The sequence below is a fragment of the Chromohalobacter marismortui genome (genome assembly GCF_004364315.1).
GTDB lineage: Bacteria > Pseudomonadota > Gammaproteobacteria > Pseudomonadales > Halomonadaceae > Chromohalobacter > Chromohalobacter marismortui.
The window spans coordinates 207800-233752 of record NZ_SOBR01000002.1; the positions used below are offsets into that span (position 1 = coordinate 207800).

Annotated in this window: 26 protein-coding genes and 1 pseudogene; 9 read left to right on the forward strand and 18 right to left on the reverse strand. The window is 61.4% G+C overall.

What is annotated here, in order from left to right; genetic code table 11:
• Positions 1-5: 5 nt before the first annotated feature.
• The 4 genes from C8E00_RS04150 to gap form a co-directional block, all read right to left on the reverse strand.
• Positions 6-812: a dienelactone hydrolase family protein gene (locus tag C8E00_RS04150; RefSeq protein ID WP_166638247.1), complete on the reverse strand. Its 807-nt coding sequence runs from the start codon at positions 810-812 to the stop codon at positions 6-8.
• An 82-nt stretch (positions 813-894) separates the two neighbouring features.
• Positions 895-2214 (reverse strand): sensor domain-containing diguanylate cyclase, encoded by a 1320-nt coding sequence (locus C8E00_RS04155; RefSeq protein WP_133694923.1) that lies wholly within the window; start codon positions 2212-2214, stop codon positions 895-897.
• A gap of 77 nt (positions 2215-2291) precedes the next feature.
• A complete protein-coding gene (locus C8E00_RS04160; RefSeq protein ID WP_133694925.1) occupies positions 2292-2576 on the reverse strand; it encodes a hypothetical protein in 285 nt (94 codons plus the stop codon).
• Positions 2577-2950: 374 nt separating this feature from the next.
• On the reverse strand, positions 2951-3952 hold the full coding sequence (gap, locus tag C8E00_RS04165) for a type I glyceraldehyde-3-phosphate dehydrogenase (RefSeq protein ID WP_133694927.1): 1002 nt from the start codon (positions 3950-3952) through the stop codon (positions 2951-2953).
• Between the two features lie 178 nt (positions 3953-4130).
• Here gap and edd point away from each other — a divergent pair, with 178 nt between their 5' ends.
• From edd to C8E00_RS04195, 6 genes and pseudogenes are all read left to right on the forward strand, one after another.
• Positions 4131-6002 (forward strand): phosphogluconate dehydratase, encoded by a 1872-nt coding sequence (edd, locus tag C8E00_RS04170; RefSeq protein WP_133694929.1) that lies wholly within the window; start codon positions 4131-4133, stop codon positions 6000-6002.
• The gene (gene glk, locus C8E00_RS04175; RefSeq protein WP_133694932.1) at positions 6003-6962 is read left to right on the forward strand and encodes a glucokinase; all 960 of its coding nucleotides are present in this window, start codon (positions 6003-6005) and stop codon (positions 6960-6962) included.
• Positions 6959-7869: pseudogene (locus C8E00_RS04180) on the forward strand (D-hexose-6-phosphate mutarotase). The gene glk and the pseudogene C8E00_RS04180 overlap by 4 nt, the downstream one beginning before the upstream one ends.
• Positions 7866-8741 (forward strand): aldo/keto reductase, encoded by an 876-nt coding sequence (locus C8E00_RS04185; RefSeq protein WP_133694935.1) that lies wholly within the window; start codon positions 7866-7868, stop codon positions 8739-8741. Before C8E00_RS04180 ends, C8E00_RS04185 begins: the two are co-directional and overlap by 4 nt.
• 119 nt (positions 8742-8860) lie before the next feature.
• Positions 8861-10516, forward strand: a complete 1656-nt coding sequence (gene pgi / locus C8E00_RS04190; protein WP_133694937.1) for a glucose-6-phosphate isomerase — start codon at positions 8861-8863, stop codon at positions 10514-10516.
• Positions 10513-11484 carry a carbohydrate kinase family protein gene (locus C8E00_RS04195; protein WP_133694939.1) on the forward strand — a complete coding sequence of 324 codons (972 nt, stop codon included), beginning with the start codon at positions 10513-10515 and terminating at the stop codon, positions 11482-11484. Before pgi ends, C8E00_RS04195 begins: the two co-directional genes overlap by 4 nt.
• 84 nt (positions 11485-11568) lie before the next feature.
• On the opposite strand, the gene C8E00_RS04200 is transcribed toward C8E00_RS04195, so the two are convergent.
• The 6 genes from C8E00_RS04200 to C8E00_RS04225 all read right to left on the reverse strand — a co-directional run bounded on the left by C8E00_RS04200 (position 11569) and on the right by C8E00_RS04225 (position 15548).
• Positions 11569-12459 (reverse strand): CsgG/HfaB family protein, encoded by an 891-nt coding sequence (locus C8E00_RS04200; RefSeq protein ID WP_133694941.1) that lies wholly within the window; start codon positions 12457-12459, stop codon positions 11569-11571.
• Positions 12460-12504: 45 nt separating this feature from the next.
• A complete protein-coding gene (locus tag C8E00_RS04205; RefSeq protein ID WP_133694943.1) occupies positions 12505-12951 on the reverse strand; it encodes a curli assembly protein CsgF in 447 nt (148 codons plus the stop codon).
• 24 nt (positions 12952-12975) lie between these two features.
• Complete coding sequence (locus C8E00_RS04210; RefSeq protein WP_133694946.1) at positions 12976-13542, reverse strand: hypothetical protein; 567 nt, start codon at positions 13540-13542, stop codon at positions 12976-12978.
• A 42-nt stretch (positions 13543-13584) separates the two neighbouring features.
• Positions 13585-13968 (reverse strand): curli-like amyloid fiber formation chaperone CsgH, encoded by a 384-nt coding sequence (gene csgH, locus C8E00_RS04215; RefSeq protein ID WP_133694949.1) that lies wholly within the window; start codon positions 13966-13968, stop codon positions 13585-13587.
• Positions 13969-14054: 86 nt separating this feature from the next.
• Positions 14055-14465, reverse strand: coding sequence for a hypothetical protein (locus C8E00_RS04220; RefSeq protein WP_133694951.1), 411 nt, complete (start codon positions 14463-14465; stop codon positions 14055-14057).
• Between the two features lie 525 nt (positions 14466-14990).
• A complete protein-coding gene (locus tag C8E00_RS04225) occupies positions 14991-15548 on the reverse strand; it encodes a DJ-1/PfpI family protein (RefSeq protein ID WP_133694954.1) in 558 nt (185 codons plus the stop codon).
• Between the two features lie 272 nt (positions 15549-15820).
• On the opposite strand from C8E00_RS04225, the gene C8E00_RS04230 reads away from it, so the two are divergent.
• Entirely contained in the window at positions 15821-16747 is a 927-nt protein-coding gene (locus C8E00_RS04230) for a LysO family transporter (protein WP_133694956.1), read from the forward strand.
• A gap of 123 nt (positions 16748-16870) precedes the next feature.
• Positions 16871-17878, forward strand: coding sequence for a LacI family DNA-binding transcriptional regulator (locus tag C8E00_RS04235; protein WP_133694958.1), 1008 nt, complete (start codon positions 16871-16873; stop codon positions 17876-17878).
• Positions 17879-17891: 13 nt separating this feature from the next.
• Here C8E00_RS04235 and C8E00_RS04240 read toward each other — a convergent pair whose 3' ends face one another.
• A complete protein-coding gene (locus tag C8E00_RS04240) occupies positions 17892-18431 on the reverse strand; it encodes a gluconokinase (protein ID WP_133694960.1) in 540 nt (179 codons plus the stop codon).
• Between the two features lie 158 nt (positions 18432-18589).
• Between C8E00_RS04240 and C8E00_RS04245 the strand changes: the two genes are divergently transcribed.
• Positions 18590-19936, forward strand: coding sequence for a GntT/GntP/DsdX family permease (locus C8E00_RS04245; RefSeq protein ID WP_133694963.1), 1347 nt, complete (start codon positions 18590-18592; stop codon positions 19934-19936).
• A 96-nt stretch (positions 19937-20032) separates the two neighbouring features.
• Here the strand turns inward: C8E00_RS04245 and C8E00_RS04250 are convergent, their stop codons facing one another.
• The 7 genes from C8E00_RS04250 to C8E00_RS04280 are packed head-to-tail and all read right to left on the reverse strand — an operon-like array spanning position 20033 to position 25919.
• Positions 20033-21163, reverse strand: coding sequence for a tRNA nucleotidyltransferase/poly(A) polymerase-related protein (locus tag C8E00_RS04250; RefSeq protein ID WP_133694965.1), 1131 nt, complete (start codon positions 21161-21163; stop codon positions 20033-20035).
• Positions 21164-21167: 4 nt separating this feature from the next.
• The gene (glpE, locus tag C8E00_RS04255) at positions 21168-21500 is read right to left on the reverse strand and encodes a thiosulfate sulfurtransferase GlpE (protein WP_133694968.1); all 333 of its coding nucleotides are present in this window, start codon (positions 21498-21500) and stop codon (positions 21168-21170) included.
• A gap of 24 nt (positions 21501-21524) precedes the next feature.
• On the reverse strand, positions 21525-22343 hold the full coding sequence (locus tag C8E00_RS04260) for a symmetrical bis(5'-nucleosyl)-tetraphosphatase (RefSeq protein ID WP_133694970.1): 819 nt from the start codon (positions 22341-22343) through the stop codon (positions 21525-21527).
• Positions 22344-22361: 18 nt separating this feature from the next.
• On the reverse strand, positions 22362-22745 hold the full coding sequence (gene apaG, locus C8E00_RS04265; RefSeq protein ID WP_133694972.1) for a Co2+/Mg2+ efflux protein ApaG: 384 nt from the start codon (positions 22743-22745) through the stop codon (positions 22362-22364).
• Positions 22738-23559, reverse strand: coding sequence for a 16S rRNA (adenine(1518)-N(6)/adenine(1519)-N(6))-dimethyltransferase RsmA (rsmA, locus tag C8E00_RS04270; protein ID WP_166638248.1), 822 nt, complete (start codon positions 23557-23559; stop codon positions 22738-22740). Before rsmA ends, apaG begins: the two co-directional genes overlap by 8 nt.
• Before the next feature lie 33 nt (positions 23560-23592).
• Positions 23593-24612, reverse strand: coding sequence for a 4-hydroxythreonine-4-phosphate dehydrogenase PdxA (pdxA, locus tag C8E00_RS04275; RefSeq protein WP_133695924.1), 1020 nt, complete (start codon positions 24610-24612; stop codon positions 23593-23595).
• Positions 24612-25919: a peptidylprolyl isomerase gene (locus C8E00_RS04280; protein ID WP_133694978.1), complete on the reverse strand. Its 1308-nt coding sequence runs from the start codon at positions 25917-25919 to the stop codon at positions 24612-24614. Before C8E00_RS04280 ends, pdxA begins: the two co-directional genes overlap by 1 nt.
• Positions 25920-25953 lie beyond the last annotated feature (34 nt).

A 25953-nucleotide genomic window follows, 5' to 3' on the forward strand; every position in this document is an offset into this window, starting at 1 on the left:
GCTTATCAGTCCTTGTTGAGTGCGCGATCCAAGGCGACCAACGCGGCCTGCCAGGATGCCGCGTCGGCGGCGGCGTCATAGGCCAGGGGCAACTCGAACTCCTTGGCTTGGGCATCGGATGCCGGATTGCTGAAGCCATGCTTGGCACCGGGGTATTGAACCACCCTAACCTCGGCGCCTTGCTCGCTCAACGTGGCCGCCATCGACTCCAATGCCTGCGTTTTCACCAACGGATCGTCCGCACCATTGTGGATCTGCACGATGCCATCGAAGGGTTGCGGATTGGATACCGCCTGGGTGGGACTCCCATGAAAGCTGATCGCCGCTTCGATGGGCATGCCCGCCAGCGCCATGTTCATGACGATGCCGCCGCCGAAGCAATAGCCGATCGCGGCCATGCCTCCATCGCTGACATACGGCTGCTGGCGAAGCTTCGCCATGGCCGCCTCGAGACTCGCGCGCGCCGTCGGCCAATCGCTCATGACACGCTGGGAAAACGCCTTGGCATCCTGCGGATGCGCCGCTGTCTTGCCGTTGCCATACATATCCACCGCCAGGGCGACGAAGCCGAGTGCCGCCAACTGATCGGCCCGTGACTTGGCGTAATCGTTGAGCCCCCACCATTCGTGCACCAACAATACGGCCGGACGCGGCTCATCGTCGTTGACGTTACGCGCCAGATACCCCTTGTACACCTCGCCACCAGTGGCGTATTCGAACGTCTCGCCGACGACCTTCGGGCCTTGCACGGCCTCGGCCCAGGCCCCGACGCTCAGCATGCCCAGCAAGCAGGCCAACAGAATTCGCAGCATGTTTTTCTCCTTGATCCTTGCATCGTGTCCAGGTAAAGCTCGCCGATACGGCATATGAGTACCCAATGATTGCATCACCTGCTCAAGTGGGAGATAGCGGCGCCTGCTGCACACGATTGCGGCCGTTGCGCTTGGCGACATAGAGCCCCATGTCAGCGCGGTGCAGCAGCGACTCCACCCCCTCGTGGGCGTAACGCTCCGCCACGCCGAAACTGACCGTGAAACTCAGCCACTCGCCGTGACATTCCACCCGAACGCTTTCGAATTTCTTGCGCAGTCGCTCTGCCAGCAACACCGCATCGTTGAGCGACTGACCGGCCAGCATCAGCGAGAATTCCTCACCACCGATGCGCCCGAATACATCGTGATCTCGCAACGCGGTACGGCACATTTCGCCCACGCATGCCAGCACCAGATCCCCAGCCGCATGCCCCCAAGTATCGTTGACCGTCTTGAAATGGTCGATATCGAAAATGACCAGGGACACACGCTGGACGACATGATCGGCGGCTTCCAGGCCGCTACGCAAGCAACTCAGATAGGTCCCTCTATTGAGTGCCCCGGTGAGACTATCAGTCGTCGAAAGCTCATGCAGGCGATGCTCACGATGCTTGCGATCGGTGATGTCGCGCGCCACCGCGACGACCCATTCATGGCATTCGCTGGCAGGATTCAAATAAGGCGAGCAGCAGGTCTCCAACCACACATAATGGCCGAGCCGATGACGCACACGAAGCTCCATGCACACCGGTTCGCCATGCCGCGAAGCGTCATGGATCAGGCGCTGCACACGCGGCGCATCATCCGGCGGCAACAGCGCCAGCACTCCCCGTCCGTAAAGCGTTTCGGGACGGTGCCCGAGCAGGTCACGAATCGACGGCGAGGCGAATCGGCATTCGCCCTCGGCATCCAAGAGCACAATGGCATCGCTGACATTTTCGACGATGGCCCGATAACGGCGCTCGTGTTCGGCTAACGCTTCAAGGCGCGTCAAGGCGGCCTGAGTCTCGCTGATATCGGCCAGAGAACCGACCAACTCGACCACGTCGCCTGCCGAATCACGCTGGACGACGATATCGTCTTGCACATGACGCACGGGCTCTTCGTCGGTGCCCACGATGCAATAATAAAGGCGAAGGCGTGATTCACCCGCCGCCAACGCGGCGAATAGATGGGCCTCGACCGCCGACACATCGCGCACACGATCCAGCCACAAGGCAGGGGATGACTGAAGCTGTACCCGTGTGACGCCGATCAGCGCCGCGAGATTATGGCTGACATAGTGCACGTCATTGCGCCACCAACCGGGGCCGGTCGCATAAAGGATGGCGGGAGAGCTCTCCAGTACTGCATCGACATCGCTGAGCAGTGTGGAGAACCCCTTTGCGGCCGGTATATCCATAATGAGTCATAGCCCCACTTCACAGGCTTCGTGACGAATTCACACGACCGCTGACTCGACGAAGGCGCCCAACGGGATTATCGCACCCCGGTTCGTCGCTGTGGCGGCACCGGGGCGGTCTCCGGCTCGGTTTGTTCAACGGGTCGGCGATCATGCGTCTCGAGATAGGCCGACACCAGGGTGCGCAGCTCTTCAACGCTCAGCGCCACACGCTCGCAGCGGGACTGACCCGACCAAGCGACGTAGACGGCAGGCGTGTCGCGCGATTGATCGACACCTGTGATTCTGCCTTGGCGATTGCGGTGTCCGTCGCGCAGCATGACACCGACCAGCCGATGAGCCTGTTGCACAAAATCGCGCATGATGCCCGTTCCGTTGATGAGAAATGATGCATGCCTTTTCAGTCTATCACAGGCCGGCTATAAACCCGACCCAGACGAGACGAAGGACTCGCTACGACACGACGTCATTCTCTACAGGAGCTTAGGCATCGTCGCAAAAGTGGCAATGTCTCCATGGCCATGCGGTGTTGCCTTACCCTGAACATCGGCCAGGCATGACCGGACCTTGAGTATTTGCCCAGAAAAAAGGCGCCCTGAGGCGCCTGATGTCGCGGGTATCGGGGATACCCGATAGGAAGCGAGAGCGAACGGACAACGATCGAGCGGAGCCGTGAGTGCGCGAGACGTGTATCCGGACGCTCCCACACGGGGTGGTTACGTCACCGACGATGGCCTTACTTGGCCGCGTGCATGGCCAGTGCCGTATCCAGCATACGGTTGGAGAAACCCCATTCGTTGTCGTACCACGCCATCACCTTGACCAGCCGGCCGTTGACACGCGTGTGGTTGGCATCGAAGGTGGATGAATTCGCATCATGATTGAAATCGATGGACACCAATGGCTGGGCGTTGGCTGCCAATACCGGGGAATTCTCGGCCGCCTTTTCGACGATGGTGTTGATTTCATCCCGCGTCGTATCACGACCTGCGGTAAAGGTCAGATCCACCAGCGAGACGTTGATCACCGGCACGCGAACCGCCAAGCCATCGAACTTGCCCTCGAGTTCTGGCAGCACCCGACCCACCGCCGCAGCGGCACCCGTCTTGGTAGGAATCATCGACTGGGTGGCGCTGCGCGCACGGTACGGATCCTTGTGGTAGACATCGGAGAGGTTCTGGTCATTCGTGTAGGCATGCACGGTTGTCATCAGGCCGTTCTCGATGCCTACCGCATCATTGAGCGCCTTGGCGACCGGTGCCAGGCAGTTGGTGGTGCAAGAAGCGTTGGACACCACGCGATGTTCGCGAGTCAGCACGTCTTCGTTGACACCGAACACCACCATGGCATCGGCATCGCCGCTGGGCGCAGAGATCAACACCCGCTCGGCGCCGGCCTCGAGATGCTTGGCGGCCGCATCACGCGCGGTAAATAGCCCGGTACACTCCATGACCAGGTCGACATTCAGCGATGTCCAGGGCAAGGCGGCCGGATCTCGCTCGGACAATATGCGGATGCGGTCGCCATCGACAGTCAATGACTCATCGTCGTGCCCCACCTCGAACATGAAGTGCCCATGCACGCTATCATGCTTGAGGAGATGGGCGTTGAGCAACGGGTCACCCAGATCATTGATGGCCACGACCTCGACGCGGTCGCGATAACCGTTTTCGTAGAGAGCCCGCAGGACGTTACGGCCGATACGCCCAAACCCATTGATTGCAATACGCAGCGTCATGATGGCTTCCTCTCTTTGATTGGCACTTTGATTGGCGTGAACCCAAGGATACGATAAGAACCTTTTGGAAGAATACTACAACCATCCCCTCAATTTGGCCAAAAGACGCACGACCATCAAGGTATTTTTTGCTAAATTTACTTACATGACCACCCACCGCACTTGATGAGGTCCTGACATGCCACTGAATCAGACCGTTGCCGACGTTACTCGCCGCATCGAAGAACGCTCCAAGGAGCGCCGTGCGCTCTATGAAAAGAACATGCACGATCAATACAAGCGCGGCGTGCATCGCGGCGAGCTCAGTTGCGGCAACCTGGCCCATGGCGTTGCCGCCTGCGGCAGCCAGGACAAGAACCAGCTCAAGCTGATGAACTCTGCCAACCTGGGCATCATATCGGCCTACAACGACATGCTGTCGGCGCACCAGCCCCTGGAAACCTTTCCCGCCACCATCAAGGACGCCGCTCGACAAATGGGCTCGACCGCCCAGTTCGCCGGTGGCGTCCCCGCCATGTGCGACGGCGTGACCCAGGGTCAACCCGGCATGGAGCTGTCGCTGTTCTCGCGTGATGTCATCGCCATGGCCACGGCAGTGGGCCTGTCGCATAACATGTTCGATGGCGCCCTCTATCTCGGGGTGTGTGACAAGATCGTGCCGGGGCTGTTCATTGCGGCCGCGCGCTTCGGCCACCTGCCGGCCACCTTCGTGCCCGCCGGCCCGATGCCCAGCGGCCTGCCCAACAAGGAAAAGGCCCGGGTCCGCCAGCTGTTTGCCGAGGGCAAGGCAACGCGTGAAGACCTGCTGGAAGCAGAGTCACAGTCTTACCACAGCCCCGGTACCTGCACCTTTTACGGCACCGCCAACTCCAACCAGTTGATGATGGAAATGATGGGCCTGCATCTGCCAGGCACCTCATTCGTCAACCCCGGCACCGAGATGCGCGAAGCGCTGACCCAGTTCGCCACCCAGCAGACGATTCGCAATACCGAACCGGGTGGCGATTACCGGCCCTTCTACAAGCAGGTCGACGCCCGTGCCATCGTCAACGCCATCGTCGGCCTGCTCGCCTCGGGCGGCTCCACCAACCATACCCTGCACCTGGTGGCCATGGCCGCGGCGGCGGGACTGACACTGACATGGGATGACTTCACCGACCTGTCGGCGGTGACGCCGAGTCTGATGCACGTCTATCCCAACGGCCAGGCAGATATCAATCACTTCCAGGCGGCCGGCGGCATGAGTTTCCTCTTCCGCGAGTTGATCGGGGCCGGGCTCGTCCATAGTGATATCCCGACCGCATTCGGCACCGACCTGACGGCCTACACTCAAGAACCCTTCCTCGAGGACGGCGAGCTGATCTGGCGCGAAGGCCCCGAGCAAAGCCTCGACGAGGACGTCCTGCGCCCGGTGTCGAATCCCTTCTCCCCGACCGGCGGCCTGACGGTGCTCGATGGCAACCTGGGGCGCGGTGTGATCAAGATCTCCGCCGTGAAGCAGGAACATCGCTTGGTCGAGGCACCGATTCGGATCTTCGAGGACCAGAATGATCTTCAGAGCGCCTTCGAAGCGGGCGAACTCGATCGTGATGTCATTGCCGTCGTCCGCTTTCAGGGTCCCCAGGCCAACGGCATGCCCGAACTGCACAAGCTCACGCCCTATCTCGGGGTCCTGCAGGACCGCGGCTACAAGGTCGCCCTGGTGACCGACGGCCGTATGTCCGGCGCCTCGGGCAAGGTCCCCGCCGCGATTCACATGACGCCCGAAGCCCTCGACGGTGGCCCGTTGGGCAAATTACGCGACGGCGATATCGTTCGCCTCGACGCCGACAACGGCAGCCTGGAAGTAAAAATCGACCCGCAGACCTGGGCGCAACGCGAGCAGCTCAGCGGTGATCTCGACCACTATCACATGGGACTGGGACGCGAGCTCTTCAGCGGCTTCCGCCAGCTCGCCATGCGCGGCGAGGAAGGTTGCAGCGTGCTGGGTGGCTTCGAGGCAGCCTACCTCCAGCGCCAAGCGCCCCGAACGCATGGCGAGGACGCGTGAATGAGTCGACCTGCCTTGATCGGTGACATCGGCGGCACCAATGCCCGTTTCGCCTTGGTGACGCCGGGGAAGTTCGACCTTCAGGCCATTCGAACGCTCCCGTGCGCGCACTACCCGACACTCTCCGAGGCGATCCGCGCCTATCTCGATGAGGTAGGTGCGGACGTCCCCCACGAGGCCTGCCTCGCCTTCGCCTGCCCCGTGCACAACGATGAAGTCCGCATGACCAACAACGCCTGGTGCTTCTCCAAGCGCCAGGTCACCGAGGAGTTCGGTTTCGAGCTTTTCAAGGTCATCAACGACTTCACCGCGCAAGCCCTCGGCGTCCCCCATGTGGAGGCCGACGACCTGGTCCCGCTGGGGGAAGGCGAGGCCGCACCCGGCAGCGCCAGATTGATCTTCGGCCCTGGCACCGGCCTGGGCATGGCGGGCCTCTTTCCCGGTCAACACGACTGGATCCCGCTCCCCACCGAAGGCGGTCATGTCTCCTTCGCGCCCACCGATGCACATGAACGCAAGCTTCTGGCGTACTTTCATCAGCACTATGGGCGCGTCTCGGTGGAACGTATTCTCTGCGGACAAGGCTTGCTGGATCTGTATCGCGCACACGCGCATCTGGCCAAGCAGATTTCCCACTACAACACGCCCGCCGAGGTCACCGGTGCGGCCCGTGCCGGTGACCCGCTGGCGCGTCAGTCGCTGGAACGCTTCCTCAAGATACTCGGCGATGTCAGCGGCGATGCCGCCTTGATGCTCGGCGCGCGCGGCGGCGTCTATTTGTGTGGCGGCATCCTGCCACGCCTTCTCGATTGGCTGCCTCATAGCCATTTCCGTGACGCCTTCGCCGACAAAGGACGCATGCACGCGTACACTGCTCAGATTCCCGTGTGGGTGGTCACGGCGCCGTGGAATGGGCTGCTGGGCGCCTGCGAAGCATTACACAACGAGGAGGTGGCATGATTCCCGATTCCCTGCGTCAATTGCTCGACGCGACCCAGGGGCAGCGCGACGCCGAATGGCAAGGGCGTCGCGTATTGCTGATCAATGCCGACTGGGGCGAATTGGCGGTGTCCCTACAGGGGGCCAGGTGCTGCACTATTTGCCTTGCGGCCCCGAAGCCAAGCAAGCCGTAGGCACCCAACCGGCGCCCGGCACGGAGAATGGCTGGCTGTGGGTCACGCCTTCACCGCAGACGCTACCCGGCACGATCCGCGGCGGTATCCCGGTGTGCTGGCCGTGGTTCGCCGATGAATCCCCCGATGGCCGCGGCCCCATGCACGGCACTGCCCGCCAGGCCGAGTGGCGGCTTGACGGTGTCGACGACGAGGACGAAGGGGTCGAGGTGCACCTGTCACCGACGACACGCCTCGACGAACAGCTCACCCCTCGCGTGATGATCCATGCCAGCGCCCGGCGCCTGCATGTCGAGTTGATCACCGAGCATCGCGGCGAAAAACCGGTGAAACTGACGGCGGCCTTGCATACCTATTTCGCCGTTGCGCACGCCCACCAATGTCGTCTAGAGGGGCTCGCCGGCGCTCGCTATCTGGACAAGCGCCAGGACTTTTCCGAAGCGCATCAACAGGGCGAACTCGGCGTGCGCGGCCCACTGGATCGCATCTACGAGTCCAATCGCCCGCTGGTGCTCGACGACGGCGAGCGTCGCATCAAGATCGCCAAGCAAGGCAGCGATTCCACGGTCGTCTGGCACCCAGGGAGCGAATTGCCCAGCGACACACCCGCCGATGTCAGCCATGGTTTCCTGTGTGTCGAAGCCGCCTGCACCCGCGTCGATCCCGTATGGCTGGTACCCGGCGCCCAGCACCTCCTGGCCACCACCCTGACCCGAGAGGAGACACTCCAATGAGCGATGAGCTGACGTTCGATGTCCCTTTCGTCCTCGGCATGATGCGCCTCCACGAGCGTCCTGAACTGGCCGATGCCACCCATTTGGCCGACTGGATCGAGGCACGCCTCGACGAAGGACTCGACTGGTTCGATCATGCCGATATCTACGGCAATCGCGAGTGCGAGCGACTGTTCGGCGAGGCCTTGTCACGGCGCCCGGCGCTCAAGGCCCGCGTCAACGTCATCACCAAGGCGGATATCGTACTCCCCGCACGTGACGTGTCGCGTTTCGGGGTCAAGCATTACGATACCTCGCCCGACTACCTCAACGCGCGGATCGATACCTCGCTGGAACAACTCGGCCTCGAGCGCCTCGATCATTTCCTGCTACATCGCCCCGACCCCCTGCTCGATGCCGACGCGACCGCCGCCGCCCTGGACGCCGCCATCGACGCCGGCAAGATCGGTGCCGTGGGCGTTTCCAACTTCTTGCCCGAGCAATGGCGGCGCCTGCAGGCCGCCATGCGCCACCCGCTTGGCGCGCATCAGTTCGAGCTGTCGCTGGCCCGCCCGGACGTGCTGTTCGATGGCTTCTACGATGCCGTGATCGCCGATGGTCTCGCGCCCATGGCCTGGTCGCCGCTAGGGGGCGGCCTGGTCTTCGAGGATGTGCTGGGCAGTGCGCTGGAACACTTCGCCGAGACATTCGAGTCGAGTACCGCGGGTTTGGCACTCGCCTGGCTCAGACGCCTTCCGGGACATCCCGCGCCCGTTATCGGGACCCTCAAGGAAAGCCATATTCAGGCATTGCATCGCGACAGCAACCTGACGCTGGACCGGGCCACCTGGTTCGCGCTGCTCGAAGAGGCGCGTAGTCACCGTGTGGCCTAGCCGGTGTTCCGCATGCGGCTTTCGTCGAATGAGCATTGTCGACCCGCCGACAAGCTGACACGATTCATCCAATCGACCCGCGTGGTCATGCCGCCCGATTCATGAAGAAGGATGACGCCATGTTCCAACTCACGCGCAGCGTCACCTGGCGCGCTCTCGAACGTCTCCACCGCGAGACCGCCAATGATCGCATCAGTGATTACTTCGCCGCCGATCCCCAACGCTTCGAGAAGATGAGCCTGCGTGTCGGTGGCCTGTTCCTGGATTACTCCAAGCATCATGTCTCCGATGCCGTGCTCGCCAAACTGATCGAACTCGCCGATCACTCGGCGCTGGTGCAACGCCGCGCGCAGATGTTTTCCGGCGACATCATCAACGTTACCGAGGACCGCCCGGTCCTGCACACCGCCTTGCGTCATCTGGGCGACGAGCCGGTCTACGCCGATGGCAAGAACGTCATGCCCGAGATTCAGAGCACGCGCGAGCAGATCAGGCGCTTCTCGGAAGAAGTACGCAGCGGCGAGTGGAAGGGCTACAGCGGCGAACGCATCAAGGACGTCGTCAACATCGGCATCGGCGGCTCCGACCTGGGGCCTAACATGGCCTGCCGCGCGCTGCTCAAACACCGCAACGGCGAACTCAATTTTCACTTCGTCTCCAACGTCGACGGCGCACACATTCAGAAAGTGCTGAGAGCGCTCGACCCGGCGACCACGCTATTCATCGTCTCGACCAAGACCTTTTCCACCCAAGAGACGCTGCTCAACGCCAAGACCGCGCGGCGCTGGTTCCTCGACAATGCCGGCGAAGATGCCGATGTCGGCGCGCACTTCATCGCTGCCTCGACCAATCGCAAGGCGGCGATGGAATTCGGCATCCGCGAGGAAAACGTCTTCGAATTCTGGGCCTGGGTCGGCGGGCGCTACTCGATGTGGTCGTCGATCGGCCTCCCCATCGCGTTATCCATCGGCTACGACGGCTTCATGGAACTCCTCGAAGGGGCCTACGAGATGGACCAGCACTTCATCGAGGCGCCGTTCGAGAAGAACATGCCGGTACTCATGGCGTTGATCGGCATCTGGTACATCAACTTCATCGGTGCCGAAACGCATGCCATCGTGCCTTACGATCAGGCCTTGCATCAGCTACCGTCGTTTCTCCAGCAGCTCGACATGGAGTCCAACGGTAAGTCGGTGGATATTTTCGGTCAGCCGGTGAATTACAAGACCGGCCCCATCGTCTGGGGACAGACGGGCTCCAACGGGCAGCATGCGTTTTTCCAGCTGCTCCACCAGGGCACGCGCTACGTGCCCATCGACTTCATCGCCTCGCTCAAGCCCGAGCCGGAATTCGAGGATCACCATTTCGCGCTGCTCACCAACATGCTGGCGCAGGCCAACGCCTTCATGGAAGGCAGCCAGGACGGGGGCCAGCTCGACCCCTACAGCTGCCCAGGCAACCGCCCCTCGAGCACACTACTGCTCGATGAGTTGACACCCAAGAATCTGGGCGCGTTGATCGCCTTGTACGAACATAAAGTCTTCGTCCAGGGCGTGATCTGGAACATCAACTCCTTCGACCAATGGGGCGTGCAGCTCGGCAAGCGTATCGCCGGCGAGATCAGCGAACGCATCGATACCAACGCCGCGGATTTCGATGTGTCTACGCAAGGGCTGCTGTCGCTGGTACGAGAGCACTTCCCCTCGCCTCAGGCCACATCGACGCCGGACGCCAAGAAACCAAGCGGCCGGAAACCAGGAGGAAAAACGTCATGACACCGCTCATTGCCTTCGGCGAAGCGCTGGTCGACATGCTCTCCAACCGCCTGGATGGCGCCGCCGACGATCTCCCGGAAACGTTCACGCCCTATGCCGGCGGCGCCCCGGCCAATGTCGCCGTGGCCTGCGCCCGACTGGGACTGCCGAGCCGTTTCTTGGGCATGGTCGGCGACGATCGCTTCGGCGATTTTCTCGTCGAGGAGCTCGCGCGCCATGGTGTCTCGGTCGAGAACATTTGCCGCACGCGCGAGGCCCGCACGGCCCTGGCGTTCGTCTCGCGCGATGCCCATGGCGAACGACGTTTCGACTTCTACCGCCCCCCCGCAGCCGACCTTCTTTATCGCCTCGAGCATCTTCCCACAGGTGTCTTCGCCGAGCCGGCGATCCTGCATCTGTGCAGTAACAGTCTCACCGATGAAGCGATCGCCGAGACCACGCTGAGCATCGCCGATATCGCGCGGCGTGGCGGTACCCTGATCAGTGTCGATGCCAATCTGCGTACCAACCTGTGGCCCGACAATCGCGTCGATATAGGCCGTGTCACGGCCTTGCTCGACCACGCGCACTTGCTCAAGCTCTCCCGCGACGAACTCGAGCTGCTGCGCGGCGATCATGACGTCGATTCCTGGTTGCAATGGCGCCTGGCAGCCGGCGTGCGGATGATCGTGATTACCGATGGGGCAGCGCCGGTCATCGTGCATCGGCTGGGCAAGGTGATTGACGTCATTCCCCCCGACGTGACGGCCGTGGACACCACCGCCGGGGGCGATGCCTTCGTGGGCGGTCTGCTGGCACAACTGGCCGAGCACGATGTCAACGCCGCCACGCTTGGCGACTGGTGTCAAGACGAAGCCCGCCTGCGCCACGCCGTCGAGCTCGCCTGCCGTTGTGGCGCCTTCGCCGTGACGCGGCCAGGTGCCTACTCGGCATTGCCCACCCGCGACGATCTCGACGCCATGTATTGAAACACGTCGAGCGCCCACCTCGGGCGCTCGCCATGCTGGTCGTCTCACATCCCCGGGCATGCGGGATATCCACGATGCCGTTCCCTACAATGACGCGGCAACGGCTTTATTCGCATTCACTGCGTCCAGATCATCTTCCAGTGTCTGAACCCGGTCGTAATATGTCTTGATCGCCTGCCTGCCTTTCTCGGCATCAGCAAATGACCAGGTGTCCTTTTCAGCCCCTTCGATAATAGTGGTGTAAACGGCCAGCTCAATCGCTTCTCGGACAGCTAGCTGTGGTGGGTCATTGCGAGTAAACCCTGCTTCCAGTTCGAAAAGCTCATCGACAGCGACATAGCGGAATATCGATCCCTGCACCAGAAAGGAGTAGATCTTCTTCGTAGTGGTAACGCTATTCAACACGCGCCCGGTCTTCACACTGACGAGGCGCATGTTGACCGTCACCAGATCGCTGCGGTATTCGGTATTGGCGCCGATGCCTAGATAGCGGGCGCCAACGCCGCCCGTGGTGAGATTCGTTTCATAGGCGATGATCCCGCCTTCCACGATGACACCGGCAAATGTCAAAGGAGGTAACGGCGTGGCCGATGCACCGTTGAACTGCTGACGAGTGGATTGAATGACTTGCCGCTCTCTAAGCAGATTGGGCAGCCCTCGACGCTCCATGACATTGAACCATTGGCCTTTTCCCGCTTTTTCCAAGACGTCCACCATGATAGCGTCTGCGCCTTGCGTCACCGCCCGTGAATATTCCGCGAAGTTATCATTCGGCTTGTATTGCCCCGTCAAATCGGAAAACTCATACACGGCTATATCGATCGGCCGCGCGGCAGCCGGCAGTTGTTCGAGCAACGATGATGTCTTGGTTTCCTGCACGAAGCCAGCGGGTTCCGATGGCATCATCTGGCCAGACACACACCCGCCCATCAGCAGCAACGCGCTCAACCCAATAAGTCCCTTGATAATATTCATACCCCACCCTTGAGTTTTTATAATATATAATTTATTGAATGAGCTTTACTGACCCACGGATGACCTGGGAATATTCACAACATTGGTGTTGATGCCATCCGAAATATTCACGACAACTCTGTCACCCACTGTCTCGTAAGAGACCATGGCACCGTCCAATGAAAAGTTACCCGAGGGTGGAGCGCCATCCTGAAAAATCGCCTCCGAAAGTTGACTCGCCGAACCGGCGATCATGGTATTGCGTATGGCATCCGCAAACTTGTCGGCGGTCGTCTCTTCCTCGAACAAAGAGGAGTATTCATCGCCATCATCCTTGTATTGATTCTGCACGTCTGCCGTCTGCAGGAGATAATTTATATAAAACGGATCTCCTCCAAATGCAGGATTGATAGGTTGGTATACGAGATCGCCGGCCCACGCCCCGGGGGCGACACCAAGCGTTGCCAATAACACTCCGCCCAGGCAAAGACGAAAATTCACTCGACGCATCATGACACTCTCCCTGCATATCGGATGTTATTGAGGAATCGCTTTACTGATACGCCCGCGCGGCGTGTCCAGTACCACGGAAGCCTCATGCTCACTGCCGGAAAAAACCAAGGGGGGACGGTTCTGGATATTCTCGCCTCGCTGCAAATGCAGGATCTTTTTATTACCTCCCACCACGAAAATATCAGAGGTGAGAAGGCTTCCTTTCTGATCGACGACAATGGCATTGCGTCGACCTGTCAAACTTATATGCGACTCAAGATCATCTCCCACCTGGCGTTGGTAGGTTAGATTCCGGTCTCCCTGTGAACTCACCACGGCCCTGTTGCGATTCCCGTATTGCAGGGAGTAGGTCACATTACTCTTCTCGGGAGCGGAAAGAGAAAGGTCATCGAAGTATCCTGACTCGATGGCATTGATCAATCCTTCACCCGGGGTAGAGAAGCTGGCAACCTGACGCTCATTGTCATAGGTCGTCCGCTCGGCCTCGGATATCTGCTCCACGAAGGCCAGGGACCCTTGCCCCATGGCCGCGGGCAACACCGGTATCATGGCCACTAGTACAAGGAAGCCAAGCACTGCGGGATGTTTCATGATCTCTCTCCCATGTCACCATGCAAGCCTCAGGCATTGTGCCTAGATAGGACTCACGACTTCTTCTGCTTCACAAGTGGAACCCGTAAGCCGCTCGGTCACCTCCAAGTGAAACTCCAACCAACCGGCCGGTGCCAGACGAAACTGCACGCGAGACGTGATCGCTTGTTCACCCGGCTGAAGCCGTTGAGAACCGGATTGCTCGATCGTGCCCGAGCCCCCCGGGTCAATCTTTAGCGTTTTCAGAACATAGTCCGCACGCGTCGGTTTGACACTTTCGATAATACCCACTGCCGTCACGATATCGCCCTGCTGCTCTACCGCTATCCGGCAATACAGCTGGTTGAACACCTGCTGCCCCTCACTGGCAAGCGGATAAAAAAGCACGCAGGCGCATAGTAATTGCTTTACTTTGCAGGATATCATGGCGCTCTCACAGTGCTTAACATGACTTACCGATCAAGCTCCCCGGGCCACTACCAGCGCCCGGGGATCAACACGCTCAGCCGACGTTAGTTCTTCTGAAGTGCGTTGAAGGAATTGCCATACCCATGCTGAGAGTGCACGGTGACGTTATAATCTCCGTACTGCCGTGCAATACCAGTATTACCAAAGCCACCCTGTTGGTAAGACATGGTGTTATGATTACCGTCTTGCAACCCTGTCATCCTGTTGCCAAAACCGTACTGCTCTGCCTTGTTGACAAAGTTGTTGTCCCCTTTCTGCGTCAGATTAGCCTTATTGAAGCCACCATGCTGAATGGCGCGATTCCCATTCGTGGCAATATCGTTGCCATCGCCTTCTTGCGTGGTATTGAAGGAGTTATGAGCTCCCACCTGGTTCATATAGACTTCGTTGCTGTCGGCAATGGCATAGCCGCTCATGACGGACAGAATACCTGCAGCCAGAATCAATTTCTTCATTTCATTCACCTCTGCAACAATTATTATAACCCTCAGAGCCCTGGACCCCTGATCCCAGACTCACTCACGAGCAATTGATAATGTTCGAAACACTATCTTCACGCTCGATAACAATTCTTGCCTCAATGTAAAAAAGCGTCAAACGACAAAAGACCCAAATACTTAAAAAAAAGATCTCAGAAAAGCAATCCGTTACCTTTAAAAAACAAACTACATTTCTCATACTCACTACCATTAAGCGCCTGCCAAAGGAGCAGACACGTTTTCAACAGCTTTTGAAATTCAAGACGTTACCCCTTGCCCCATGTCACTACTCCGTACCAGAGCGACCCACGCCGATGAGGAGGTTCGCGCACAGAAGTCACAGAAGTCTTTGAGAGGGGGCGGCACGCGACAAAGAGCTGCCTCGATACCAGGCACTGAAGCACGACGAGCGCCCGTTAAGGGCGCTCGTCGCCTCCCCTACGGGAGCACTACAACGGGCATGTCGAACCGTTAGTGTTGCGCTGCGAAAGGGCGTAGAACTTAAAGCAAGGCATTGAACTGCTTCAGCCATTCGGGATGCGCGGGCCATGCCGGGGCCGATACCAGGCGTCCGCAGGTAATCGCCTGATCGGCCCCGATCTCGGCGAAGTCACCGCCCGCCAGCCGTACCTCGGGCGCACAAGCTGGATAGGCGGAGACGCGCCGACCGCTCAGTGATACCGCGGCGGCGAGCAACTGCGCGCCGTGGCAGATGGCGGCCACGGGCTTGTCGGCTTCCATGAAATGGCGCACCAGCGCCAGGACACGCTCGTCGAGGCGCAGGTATTCGGGGGCACGCCCGCCCGGAATGACCAGGGCGTCGTAGTGCGAAGCCTCGATATCGGCGAAACTGGCATTCAAGCTGAAATGATGGCCGGGTTTCTCGGAATAGGTCTGATCGCCCTCGAAGTCATGAATCGCCGTCTTGATGCTGTCGCCCTTTTTCTTGTCCGGGCAGACGGCCTCGACGCCGTGCCCCATCGCTTGCAACGCTTGAAACGGCACCATGATCTCGTAGTCTTCGACGAAATCCCCGGCGATCAACAGTATACTGGCCATGCATCAGACTCCTTCGGGCAGTTGGGAAACGGATTGGCGCTTGCTGCTTCAGCATAGTGCTTCGCATGCCACGCTGCACATCAGGGCGGCGTCACAGGTCGGCTGTGTAATGGCACAGAACACGGCCATCACGGCGCACTGACAAGCCGCCTGGCAGTCGCCGACCTGGAGCGGGATGAAATGCGCTAACCGCCCATAAGCAAAAGCTTTTGCGTCTCCGCGAACGCTCGCATAGAGTGGCGAGCTTTTGCAGATTTCTTCCTGGAGCGAGCATGCTGGCCGGATTGCTGTTGATCTTGTTGCCTTTGATCGTAGGCTACCTCATTCCGGTTCACCATCGCGGTGCCCTGGCCCTGATCGAGCGCGGCGTAAACGCTTCGGTCTACATCATCCTGTTCTTGATGGGCGTCAGCCTCGCCGGCCTCGAGGATCTGCTGGGCCAGTTATCACGCATGAGCGGCCAGGCCGCGACCCTGTTCGCGATCATCACGCCGCTCAATCTGCTCGCGCTGGCGTGGCTATCGCGCCGTAGCCGTCTGCGCGCCGGTGCGTCGCCGCGCGTCGCCGACGCACCGACCAGTACCGGCGCGGCGCTGGCCGGCTCGTTGTCGCTCGCCGGCGTGGTGGTCCTGGGCACGCTGTGCGGGGCGGCCGCTGGTCACTGGGAGCTTCGGTTCGTGCATGCCTGGGCGGAGCCACTCGCGGAATGGACCCTCTACCTGCTGCTGGCATTGATCGGCTGCCAACTGCGTAATTCGGGGATGCCGCTCAAGCAGATCCTGCTCAACCGCCACGGCCTGGTCATCGCGATCTGCGTCGCACTCAGCTCGCTGCTCGGCGGCTTGCTGGCCGCTCCGCTGCTCGATCTGCGCTGGAACGAAGGCCTCGCCATGGCGGCTGGTTTCGGTTGGTATTCGCTCTCCGGGATTCTCATCGGCGACCAGCTCGGCCCCGTGCTCGGCGGCGTCGCCTTCTTCAACGACCTTGCACGAGAGCTCTTCGCCTTTCTGCTCATTCCGCTGGTCATCCATCGCGCCACGCCGTTGGCCATCGGCTACGGCGGCGCCACGTCCATGGATTTCACCCTGCCGGTCATCCAGCAGCACGGCGGCGTGGCCTGCGTGCCCATCGCCATCGTCAATGGCTTCTTGCTGTCGCTGCTCTCACCGCCCTTGATCCTGCTGCTGCTGTCTTTTTGACGCCTTTCCGACGCGCCCGCCTTGCGACCATGGCCCAACAGTCATGTCTCGCACGAGATGCTAATCTTCTGGAACGTTACCGCTAACATTGCGGCATGACATAACAAGGGGATGGGGAGACACATGCCGCGTCGTTCGTCGGGCCGCGTCACGCTGCAGGATATCGCCGAACGCGTCGGCGTCAGCAAAATCACGGTCTCGCGTGCCTTACGTGAACCTCACCGCGTTTCTGAAACGCTCAGGCTGCGTATCGAGGAGGCCGCCGAAGCGCTGGATTACATCCCCAATCTCCAGGCTGGCGCACTCTCCAGCGGACGCAGCCTGAGCGTGGCACTGCTGGTACCGTCGATCTCCAACTCGGTTTTCTCCGAAGTCCAGCGCGGTGTCGATGAAGGGCTCCGCGAGGCGGGTTATCAGGTACTCATGGGGCATACCGGCTACTCGATTCTCGAGGAAGAACGGCTGATCGATACCTTCCTCGCCTATGGCGTCGACGCGTTCGTACTCTCCAGCACTCGGCACACCGACTACGCCCGGCGCCTGTTGAGCCGGGCGCGCCTGCCGGTAGTCGAGACCATGGAGCTGACCGATACGCCACTCGACGTCAATGTCGGCCTTGATCAACGCGCGGCCGGTCGCGCCATCGGGGAGGCCCTGATCGACGCCGGTTATCGGCGCATCGGATTTTGCGGCGCGCGACTCGACTATCGCGTTCAGCAGCGCTTGGCCGGCTGGGAAGATGCACTGAAAGCAAGGGGACTATCGACACAGCGCTGCCAGACGACGCCGCGCCCTTCGTCCTATCGCTTGGGCGGGGACCTGCTATCGGCCATGCTCGAACGCTGGCCGGATATGGATGCCGTGTTCTGCTGCAACGACGACCTGGCGGCGGGCGCCTTGTTCGAATGCCAGCGACGGCGTCTCGATGTGCCCGGGCAGCTGGCCCTGGCGGGCTTCAACGGCCTGGATATCACCGACGCGACCTGCCCGGCGCTCACTACCGTGATCACGCCGCGTCGTCTCATTGGCGAACAGGCCGCACGCCTGCTCATCGAGCGCTTGCAGGGCGCACCACACGTTCCTTCCCGCCATGACATGGGCTTCGAGATCGCACTGCGTCACAGTACGTGAGACCACGCCTCGCTCACGAGGCGTGGTCGGCACCGAGACGCGACACGCCTTGCACGCTGAGAGCGACGACGTCCTCCAACGAGGCATCGATATCGACGGTCACCGCTTCGTCTGCTCCCGGCGCCTCGAGGGTGGCCAATTGGCTATCGAGCATGGCCTCGCCCTTGAAGAAGTGATCTTGACGCGCCTTCAAGCGTTCCAGCAGTACCTCGCGCGTACCGGCCAAATGAACGAAACACAGCGCGTCGTCTCCATCACGCAACACCTCGCGATACTCGCGCTTGAGCGCCGAACAACCGATCACCAAGGTTTCGCGGTTGTCGCGCCCTTCGCGTACGAGTTCGGCCAAGCGTGCCAGCCAACCGGCGCGGTCGTCGTCATTGAGCGGCTCGCCGCGTGACATCTTCTCTACGCTGGTCGCCGAATGATAGTGATCACCATCGATGAAGCGTCCGTCGAGCGCCTCGGCCAGACGCTCACCGACAGAGGTCTTGCCGCACCCCGACACGCCCATGACGATGATCCGCCGCGTGCTGCCCGTCGCTTCGCTCATACCCACCTTTCCTCGTTTCTCTATTCGCTTTTCAACGCATTGTTATGCATGTGATGTTACCGGTAACATTCATTTTCCTAAATCCGACGCCAAGACACAACGCGACCATCGCCGCATCTCCCGTTGCCGGTCGCGCCTCCACTAAAGGTTTCGTTCACATGGATAACGCTACTCCCCTGCTCCTTTCCGCGCTGGGCGGCATCATCTTGCTTTTGTACCTTGTCATGCGCCTGCGCCTGCATGCGTTCGTCGCGCTCTTGACCGTCAGCCTGATCGTGGGTCTCACCACGGGAATGGATCTCGCGGCCATTCTACAATCCGTGCAGGACGGTATGGGGGGCTCACTTGGCTTCGTGGCGACCGTCGTCGGGCTTGGTGCAATGTTCGGCAAGATGCTGGAAGTCTCTGGCGGGGTCGATCGGTTGGCCAGCACGTTGCTCGATCGTTTTGGCGAAGACCGTTCGCAATGGGCCATGGGGGTGACCGGCTTCCTGGTGGCCATCCCGGTGTTTCTGGATGTCGCCTTCATCATTCTGGTGCCGCTGATCTATGCCCTGACACGTCGCACCGGACGCTCACTGCTTTATTATGGTATCCCGCTTCTCGCCGGCCTTGCAGTTACCCATTCGTTCATTCCGCCGACGCCGGGACCGATTGCCGTGGCGGAACTGATCGGCGCCGACCTGGGCTACGTCATTCTCTTTGGCGCCATGGCAGGCCTGCCCGCCATGGTCATCGCGGGCCCCCTCTTCGGACGCTATATCGCCCAGCATATCGACGCTGGCATTCCGGATTACATGGAACTGCCCAAGGACGAGATCGACAGCAGCGGCCTGCCGAGCTTCACGCTCATTCTCTCGATCATTCTGCTGCCATTGGTTTTGATCGTGCTCAACACCGTCTCCGGTGCGATATTGCCCGACGATAGCCCGATCGTCGCCGCCCTGGCGTTCGTGGGGCATCCCTTCGTGGCGCTCACCCTGGCGACGCTGTTGTCGTTCGTGTTTCTCGGCACGCGGCGTGGCATGAGCCGCGAGAATGTCATGGAGGTCGCTACCAAGGCGCTCGAACCGGCCGGCATCATCATCCTCGTCACCGGTGCCGGCGGCGTCTTCAAACAGATGTTGATCGACTCCGGCGTCGGCGAAGTCATGGGCCAGATGATGGCCGACAGCGCCCTGCCGCCGATTCTGCTCGCCTTCCTGATCTCCACTGCCGTGCGCGTGGTACAAGGCTCCGCCACCGTGGCCATGATCACCGCCGCGGGGCTGATGGCGCCGCTGATCTCCACGCTGGGCCTGGAAGGGCCGGTACTCGGCCTGATCGTGATCGCCATCGCCTCCGGCGCCACGGTGCTCAGCCACGTCAATGACTCCGGTTTCTGGCTGGTCAACCGTTACTTCGGCCTGACCGAGGCACAGACCCTGAAAAGCTGGACGGTAATGGAGACATTGATCGGGCTGGTGGGTCTGGTGGTCGCCCTGATCATTGGGCTGTTCGTGTAACTGGGCATCACTGGAAACGCAGCAGGGGCCTGAATGGCCCCTGCTGCTGGCATATCGCGGCTTCTCGCTTGGCGTCGCACACCTCTCGGCCAAGGCTTACCGCCTGAGCGCATTCTCGATGCTGTCCAGGCGACGTTGCGCCAGCGCTTCGCCTAATGCCTTGCCGCGATAGCCCTCCTCGAGCAACGCCCGTGGCTGGATCGCGCTGGCGGCCTGCCAGGCTTCATCGACGCATGTACTCAGCGCCGGCGCTGCCAAGGCCAGGTAACGCTGCAGCGGCGCGATGCGTTCGGACCGCCGCCACGCATCGATGGCATCGAACCAGGCCATCACGTCGGCTCCCGTCAACCCGGCATTGTCGTACTTCTGCCGCAACGCCCGAGTCCGCGCCACCTGACGGGCCAGCTCGCGCCACGCATTGGGCACGCGCAGGCGCTCGCACAAGGCCTCGCGCGACTCGTCGGCCAGCGCTTCGAGTAACCGCGCCCAACGCCACATCGCAGGATCGTCGCTGACAGGCAGTGTCGCCATGGCTTGTTCGCCAAGGTCGAGCGCAGCGTCGGCATCCAGTTCAGGCATCCATACGGCCAGGGCCCCGCACGCTTGCAGTGCCTGGAAGTAAGCGATGGGACGCGGCTCCGCCAGCGCCTTGACGGTCTCCTGCCAGACACGCTCGGCGACGAGGTGGCCGATTTCGCCGCTATCGCATAGCCGACGCATCAGGCGCTTCGTGTCAGCGGCGATGACGAAGCCCAGATCCCGGTAGCGCGCCCAAAAGCGCGCCGTGCGCAGCACACGCAACGGGTCTTCGACGAACGCTTCGGAGACATGGCGCAGCACGCGGGCATCGAGATCCTCCGCACCCTGGAAAGGATCGACCAGATGCCCCTCGGGGTCTTCCGCCATGGCGTTGATGGTCAGGTCACGGCGCGCCAGGTCTTCTTCAAGGGTTACCTCGGGGCTGGCGTGAACCACGAACCCGGTATAGCCGTGGCCCTGCTTGCGCTCGGTACGCGCCAGGGCATATTCCGCGTGGGTCACCGGGTGCAGAAAGACCGGGAAGTCACGCCCTACCGGGATGAAACCTCGCGCAGTGAGCTCTTCCGGCGTGGCACCAACCACCACCCAGTCTTCATCGGTGACCGGCCAGCCAAGACGCGCATCGCGCACCGCCCCGCCGACCCGGTAGACGGCAAAACCCTCGAGCACATCGCGCGGCTCGTCCATGGGCTCAGTTCTCGACCCGCTCGGGATGACGCGCGGCCCAGTCAGTGAAGCCGCCGTCGAGGCTATAGACATCGCTGAAGCCCTGGGCCGCCAGCCAGGTAGCCGCCTGCTGGCTGGAATGACCGTGATAGCAGACGACCACCATGGGGCACTCACGCGGCGCTCGCTCGAACAGTTCCGCCACACTGGCGTTGTCGAGATGATAGCTGCCGGGGATATGACCCTGTGAGTAACTCAAAGGATCGCGGATATCGACCAGCGTCAGCTCACGGTCGCTCTCGAGCCATTGAGCCAGGGTGGCCGGGGCGAGATGGGTAAAGCTTGTCTCGAGGGGCATGGAATCTCTCCTTGACGGAATGGCTCAGTGCCGCGAATGAGCCGGTTCGACGTAGCGTTCGCCGCTTTCCAGATCGATCGCGGTCAGCTCGCTCCCCCAGACGCAACCGGTGTCCAGCGCCAGGGCACGCACGCGGGCGTCGGGGGTCTCACCTTGAAGCGCCGCCCAGTGGCCGAAGACAATGCGCGGGTCATCCTGACGTGGATAGGTGAACCAGGGGGCGAAGCCCTCTGGTCCGCTATCCAACCCTTCCTTGGCGGCGAAGTCGAGCGTACCGTCGGCGGCGATGAAGCGCATGCGTGTGAAGGTATTGACGATCACCCGGAGGCGCTCGATCCCCTCAAGGTTCTCCGACCAGCGCGCCGGCGAGTTGCCATACATCGCCGCCAGGAAGTCACCCACCGCATCGCCACGCAGCACCGCCTCAGCCTCGGCGGCATGCTCGGCCGCCTGGGCCACGGACCAATGCGGCGGCAATCCGGCATGCACCATGACGGCATCTAGCGCAGCATCCTGCACCAGCAGCGGCTGGCGACGCAGCCAATCGAGCAACGCGTCGCGGTCATCGGCGTCGAGGATCGGTTGCAGGGTATCGGAACGTTTGAGCGGCGCATCGGCCCAGGCCACCGCCAGTAAGTGCAAGTCGTGATTGCCCAGCACGACCCGAGTGCTGTCGCCCAGCGCCTTCACCGCACGCAGACAATCGAGCGACCCGGGGCCGCGATTGACCAGATCGCCCACTAACCACAGGCGATCATGGCGTGGATCGAAGGCGATCCGCTCGAGCAACGCCGCGAACTCCGCATGGCAGCCTTGCAAGTCGCCGATGGCATATGTCGACATATCTTCTCCCCGCCCTACTCAGTGTATCTGATTAGGCCCCGCAAGACGGAAGGCCGCGATGGGAACCTCGAAGGCACGCTGCTCGGTCGTGTCCAGGCAGGTGTAACTCCCTTCCATGACGCCCACCGGACCATCGAGCACTGCGCGGCTGGTGTAGCGAAAACGCTGACCGGGGCCAATCAATGGCTGCTGCCCCACGACCCCCTTGCCGCGCACCTCCTGCACCTGACCGCTGCTCTGCGTGATCTGCCAATGACGTGCCAGCAGCTGGATCGAGCGCATCGAGCGGTTATGCACGGTAATCGTATAACTGAATACATAACGCTGCTCGGCGGGAGCGGACTCACCTGCCTGGTAGACGGGCTCGACCTCGACCTCTACATCGGACGCCACTTCACTCATGGTGTGTCGCCCCCGCGACATGGTTGGCAATACGCACCAGCTCTGCGACGCTCAGGGTCTGCGGGCGACGCCCCGCGTCGATCTCCAGTGCGTTCCAGGCCGCGTCGTCGAGACGCCCCTTGAAGTTGTTGCGCAGTGTCTTGCGGCGCTGGCCAAAGGCCTCGCGCACGATCTCGGCGAACAGCGCTTCGTCATGCGCGACATGGGGTGGCGCGACATGCGGCACCAGACGCACGATCGCCGACTCCACCTTGGGACGCGGCGTGAAGGCTTCCGGCGGGACCACGAACAGATTGTCCACCCGACAATAATACTGCGCCATGGCCGACAGGCGTCCCCATGCCGAACTGCCCGGCGTCGCCGCCAAACGCTCGACGACTTCCCTTTGCAGCATGAAATGCATGTCGGCGATGGCGCCGCGCGCCGTCAACAGATGAAAGATCAGCGGGGTGGAAATGTTGTAGGGCAGATTACCGATGACGCGCAATTTCTTGCCTGGCGTGTCTCCTTGCGCGGCGAGCGCAGCGAAGTCGAACTTCAGCGCGTCCCCCTCGTGAATGACGAACGCCGGGTAATTGAAGAACTGTACACGCAGCCCGGGAATCAGGTCGCGATCGAGTTCGATGACTTCCAGCGCACCGGCGGCGTCCAGCAATGGCTCGGTCAAGGCGCCTTGCCCGGGGCCGATTTCGATCAGGCGCTGACCGGATTGCGGCGCGATGGCACGCACGATTCGATCAATCACGCCAGCATCGCGCAAAAAATTCTGGCCGAAACGTTTACGGGCCTGGTGGACCGGTGGGCGATTGGACATGAGCGTTGCGTATTCCTTGGGAAAATCGAGCATTCAGGCGCGAGGCGCACCATCGCGAGCCATTCTGGCAGCGACATTCAGCGCCACCCGCAGACTACCGGCGTCTGCCTGACCACTCGCGGCCAACTCGAGCGCCGTGCCATGATCGACCGAGGTGCGAATCAAGGGCAGCCCCAACGTCACGTTGACGGCTTCGCCAAAGCCGGCGTATTTCAGCACTGGCAGGCCCTGATCGTGGTACATGGCCAACACGGCATCGGCGTCGGCCAGGTGACGCGGCGTGAACAGGGTATCGGCAGGCAGGGGGCCGACGAGATCCACCCCCTCGTCGCGCATTGCCGCGAGTGTCGGCGCGATGATATCACGCTCTTCAACGCCCAGATGGCCGTCCTCCCCGGCATGCGGATTGAGACCACAGACCAGGATACGTGGTCGCGCGATACCGAAATGACGCTGCAAGTCCGCCGCCAGGATGGTAATCACGCGCCGCAAACCACCGGCATCGATGGCATCGGCCACGGCCCGCAAGGGGAGGTGCGTCGTGGCCAACGCCACGCGCAATGCCGGGTCGGTGCGTTCGGTGGCCAGCAGCATGACCACCTCGTCGACACCGCAGGCATCGCGCAAATACTCGGTATGGCCGGTAAAGTCGGGATAGCCGCCCTCGATGATGGCCCCTTTGTGCAGGGGCGCCGTCACCATGGCATCGGCGCGCCCTTGGCGACACGCCACGATGGCGACATCGAGCGTTTCCAGCACGTAGGCGGCGTTGCCGGGGTCGAGCCGACCGGCCTCGGTGGGTGCTCGCAGTGGCACTGACCACACCGGCAAGACACCATCGCGACACGCCGGCACGGCCTCACCATCGGCCAGCGGCACGATGCGTACCGCAAGCGACAGACGCGCGGCGCGCGCAGCCAGTAACTCAGGGTCGCCGACCGCCACGACACGTGCCTCGAGCGGGCCCCAGGACGCGGCCAAGGCCAGCGTCAAGTCCGGTCCGATCCCCGCCGGCTCCCCTGTGGTCACGACCAGTAACGGGGTGATCCCCATCACTGCTGGCCATCCTCCAGCCGGATATCGATATAGGCGTCGGCGCGAATCTCCTGCAACCAGGCTTCCATTTCATTGTTGACCTTGCGCTGGAACAGCGTCTGGCGAATCTGCTCGCGCTGCGCTTCACGCGTCACATCTTTCTTGCGGCGGTCCTCGAGCTTGATCACATGATAACCGAAGCGTGAGCGGACCGGCTGCGACAACTCTCCGACCGTCATCCGGTTCACGGCATCTTCGAAGGCCGGCACCATCTGCCCGGGGCGCACCCAGCCAAGTTCACCGCCGTCGAGCGCCGTACCATCGTCATCGCTGTACTGCTGAGCCATCGCGGCGAAGCTTGCGCCCTCCGCGATCCGCTGACGAATGTCCTGGGCCAGCGCCTGGGCCTGCTCGTCGTTACGGTTTGGATTGGTGCCGATCAGGATATGGCGTACGCGGTTCTCGGTGACGACTATCTTCTGCTCACTCTGGCCACCGCGCGTGTCGATGCGCTTGACCAAGTGGAAGCCACTGGCGCTACGCACCGGCTCACTGACCTCGCCATCGGCAAGCTGCGGTACCACATCGGCAAAGATCGTCGGCAACCGGTCGCCACGGCGCCAGCCCAGATCACCGCCGGCACTCGCCTGCTCACCGTCGGATTCGGCTCTGGCGAGTTGCTGAAAATCGGCGCCATTCTGCAACTGACGGTACAACTCTCGCGCTTTGGCGCGAGCCTGTTCGACCTGCTCGGGGGAAGGCGATTGCGGCAACGACACCAGCAAGTGCCCTAGATGATAGGCCGTATCGGAGGTGCTGCCTTGCTGATCGAGATAGCGGTCCACTTCGCTGTCGGTGACGTTGACACGGCTAGCGACCTGGCTCTGCTGCACTTGACGCAGCAACATTTCACGACGTACTTGCTCGCGTACCGTGGCCAACGACATACCGTTTTTCTCGAGCGAGTCGGCGAATTCATCCAGCGACATGCCATTGTTCTCGGCGATCTTGCGCACGGCGGCATTGAGCTGTGTGTCGTCGACGCTCACATTAGCGCGTTCGGCCATCTGCAACTGAATCTGCTCGACGACCATGCGATCGAGCACCTGGCGGCGCAGCTCGTCCCGAGACGGCACGGGTATATCGCGACTGGCCATCTGCTTTCTTACCTGGGCGACACGATCCTCGAGCTGACTCTGCATGATCGCGTCCTTGTTGACGACCGCGACGATGCGGTCCAGCGGCTGGGGCTGCGCTGACGCCACCAGTGGCACCAGCGCCAGCAGTAGCATGAAGCCTAGTAAGGCGAACGATCTCAAGCGCATGAAGTCCTCTCTACGTTACTGTCTTATCGCCGAC

Coding starts and splice junctions, on each gene's coding strand:
- C8E00_RS04245 (WP_133694963.1), top strand. CDS start 18,590: ATGGATAACGCTACTCCCCTGCTCCTTTCCGCGCTGGGCGGCATCATC.
- C8E00_RS04260 (WP_133694970.1), bottom strand. CDS start 22,343: ATGTCGACATATGCCATCGGCGACTTGCAAGGCTGCCATGCGGAGTTC.
- glpE (WP_133694968.1), bottom strand. CDS start 21,500: ATGCCCCTCGAGACAAGCTTTACCCATCTCGCCCCGGCCACCCTGGCT.
- apaG (WP_133694972.1), bottom strand. CDS start 22,745: ATGAGTGAAGTGGCGTCCGATGTAGAGGTCGAGGTCGAGCCCGTCTAC.
- rsmA (WP_166638248.1), bottom strand. CDS start 23,559: ATGTCCAATCGCCCACCGGTCCACCAGGCCCGTAAACGTTTCGGCCAG.
- edd (WP_133694929.1), top strand. CDS start 4,131: ATGCCACTGAATCAGACCGTTGCCGACGTTACTCGCCGCATCGAAGAA.
- C8E00_RS04280 (WP_133694978.1), bottom strand. CDS start 25,919: ATGCGCTTGAGATCGTTCGCCTTACTAGGCTTCATGCTACTGCTGGCG.
- C8E00_RS04195 (WP_133694939.1), top strand. CDS start 10,513: ATGACACCGCTCATTGCCTTCGGCGAAGCGCTGGTCGACATGCTCTCC.
- C8E00_RS04225 (WP_133694954.1), bottom strand. CDS start 15,548: ATGGCCAGTATACTGTTGATCGCCGGGGATTTCGTCGAAGACTACGAG.
- glk (WP_133694932.1), top strand. CDS start 6,003: ATGAGTCGACCTGCCTTGATCGGTGACATCGGCGGCACCAATGCCCGT.
- C8E00_RS04210 (WP_133694946.1), bottom strand. CDS start 13,542: ATGAAACATCCCGCAGTGCTTGGCTTCCTTGTACTAGTGGCCATGATA.
- C8E00_RS04150 (WP_166638247.1), bottom strand. CDS start 812: ATGCTGCGAATTCTGTTGGCCTGCTTGCTGGGCATGCTGAGCGTCGGG.
- C8E00_RS04205 (WP_133694943.1), bottom strand. CDS start 12,951: ATGATGCGTCGAGTGAATTTTCGTCTTTGCCTGGGCGGAGTGTTATTG.
- C8E00_RS04250 (WP_133694965.1), bottom strand. CDS start 21,163: ATGGACGAGCCGCGCGATGTGCTCGAGGGTTTTGCCGTCTACCGGGTC.
- C8E00_RS04220 (WP_133694951.1), bottom strand. CDS start 14,465: ATGAAGAAATTGATTCTGGCTGCAGGTATTCTGTCCGTCATGAGCGGC.
- C8E00_RS04185 (WP_133694935.1), top strand. CDS start 7,866: ATGAGCGATGAGCTGACGTTCGATGTCCCTTTCGTCCTCGGCATGATG.
- csgH (WP_133694949.1), bottom strand. CDS start 13,968: ATGATATCCTGCAAAGTAAAGCAATTACTATGCGCCTGCGTGCTTTTT.
- gap (WP_133694927.1), bottom strand. CDS start 3,952: ATGACGCTGCGTATTGCAATCAATGGGTTTGGGCGTATCGGCCGTAAC.
- C8E00_RS04155 (WP_133694923.1), bottom strand. CDS start 2,214: ATGGATATACCGGCCGCAAAGGGGTTCTCCACACTGCTCAGCGATGTC.
- C8E00_RS04160 (WP_133694925.1), bottom strand. CDS start 2,576: ATGCGCGATTTTGTGCAACAGGCTCATCGGCTGGTCGGTGTCATGCTG.
- C8E00_RS04200 (WP_133694941.1), bottom strand. CDS start 12,459: ATGAATATTATCAAGGGACTTATTGGGTTGAGCGCGTTGCTGCTGATG.
- pdxA (WP_133695924.1), bottom strand. CDS start 24,612: ATGGGGATCACCCCGTTACTGGTCGTGACCACAGGGGAGCCGGCGGGG.
- C8E00_RS04240 (WP_133694960.1), bottom strand. CDS start 18,431: ATGAGCGAAGCGACGGGCAGCACGCGGCGGATCATCGTCATGGGCGTG.
- C8E00_RS04230 (WP_133694956.1), top strand. CDS start 15,821: ATGCTGGCCGGATTGCTGTTGATCTTGTTGCCTTTGATCGTAGGCTAC.
- C8E00_RS04235 (WP_133694958.1), top strand. CDS start 16,871: ATGCCGCGTCGTTCGTCGGGCCGCGTCACGCTGCAGGATATCGCCGAA.
- pgi (WP_133694937.1), top strand. CDS start 8,861: ATGTTCCAACTCACGCGCAGCGTCACCTGGCGCGCTCTCGAACGTCTC.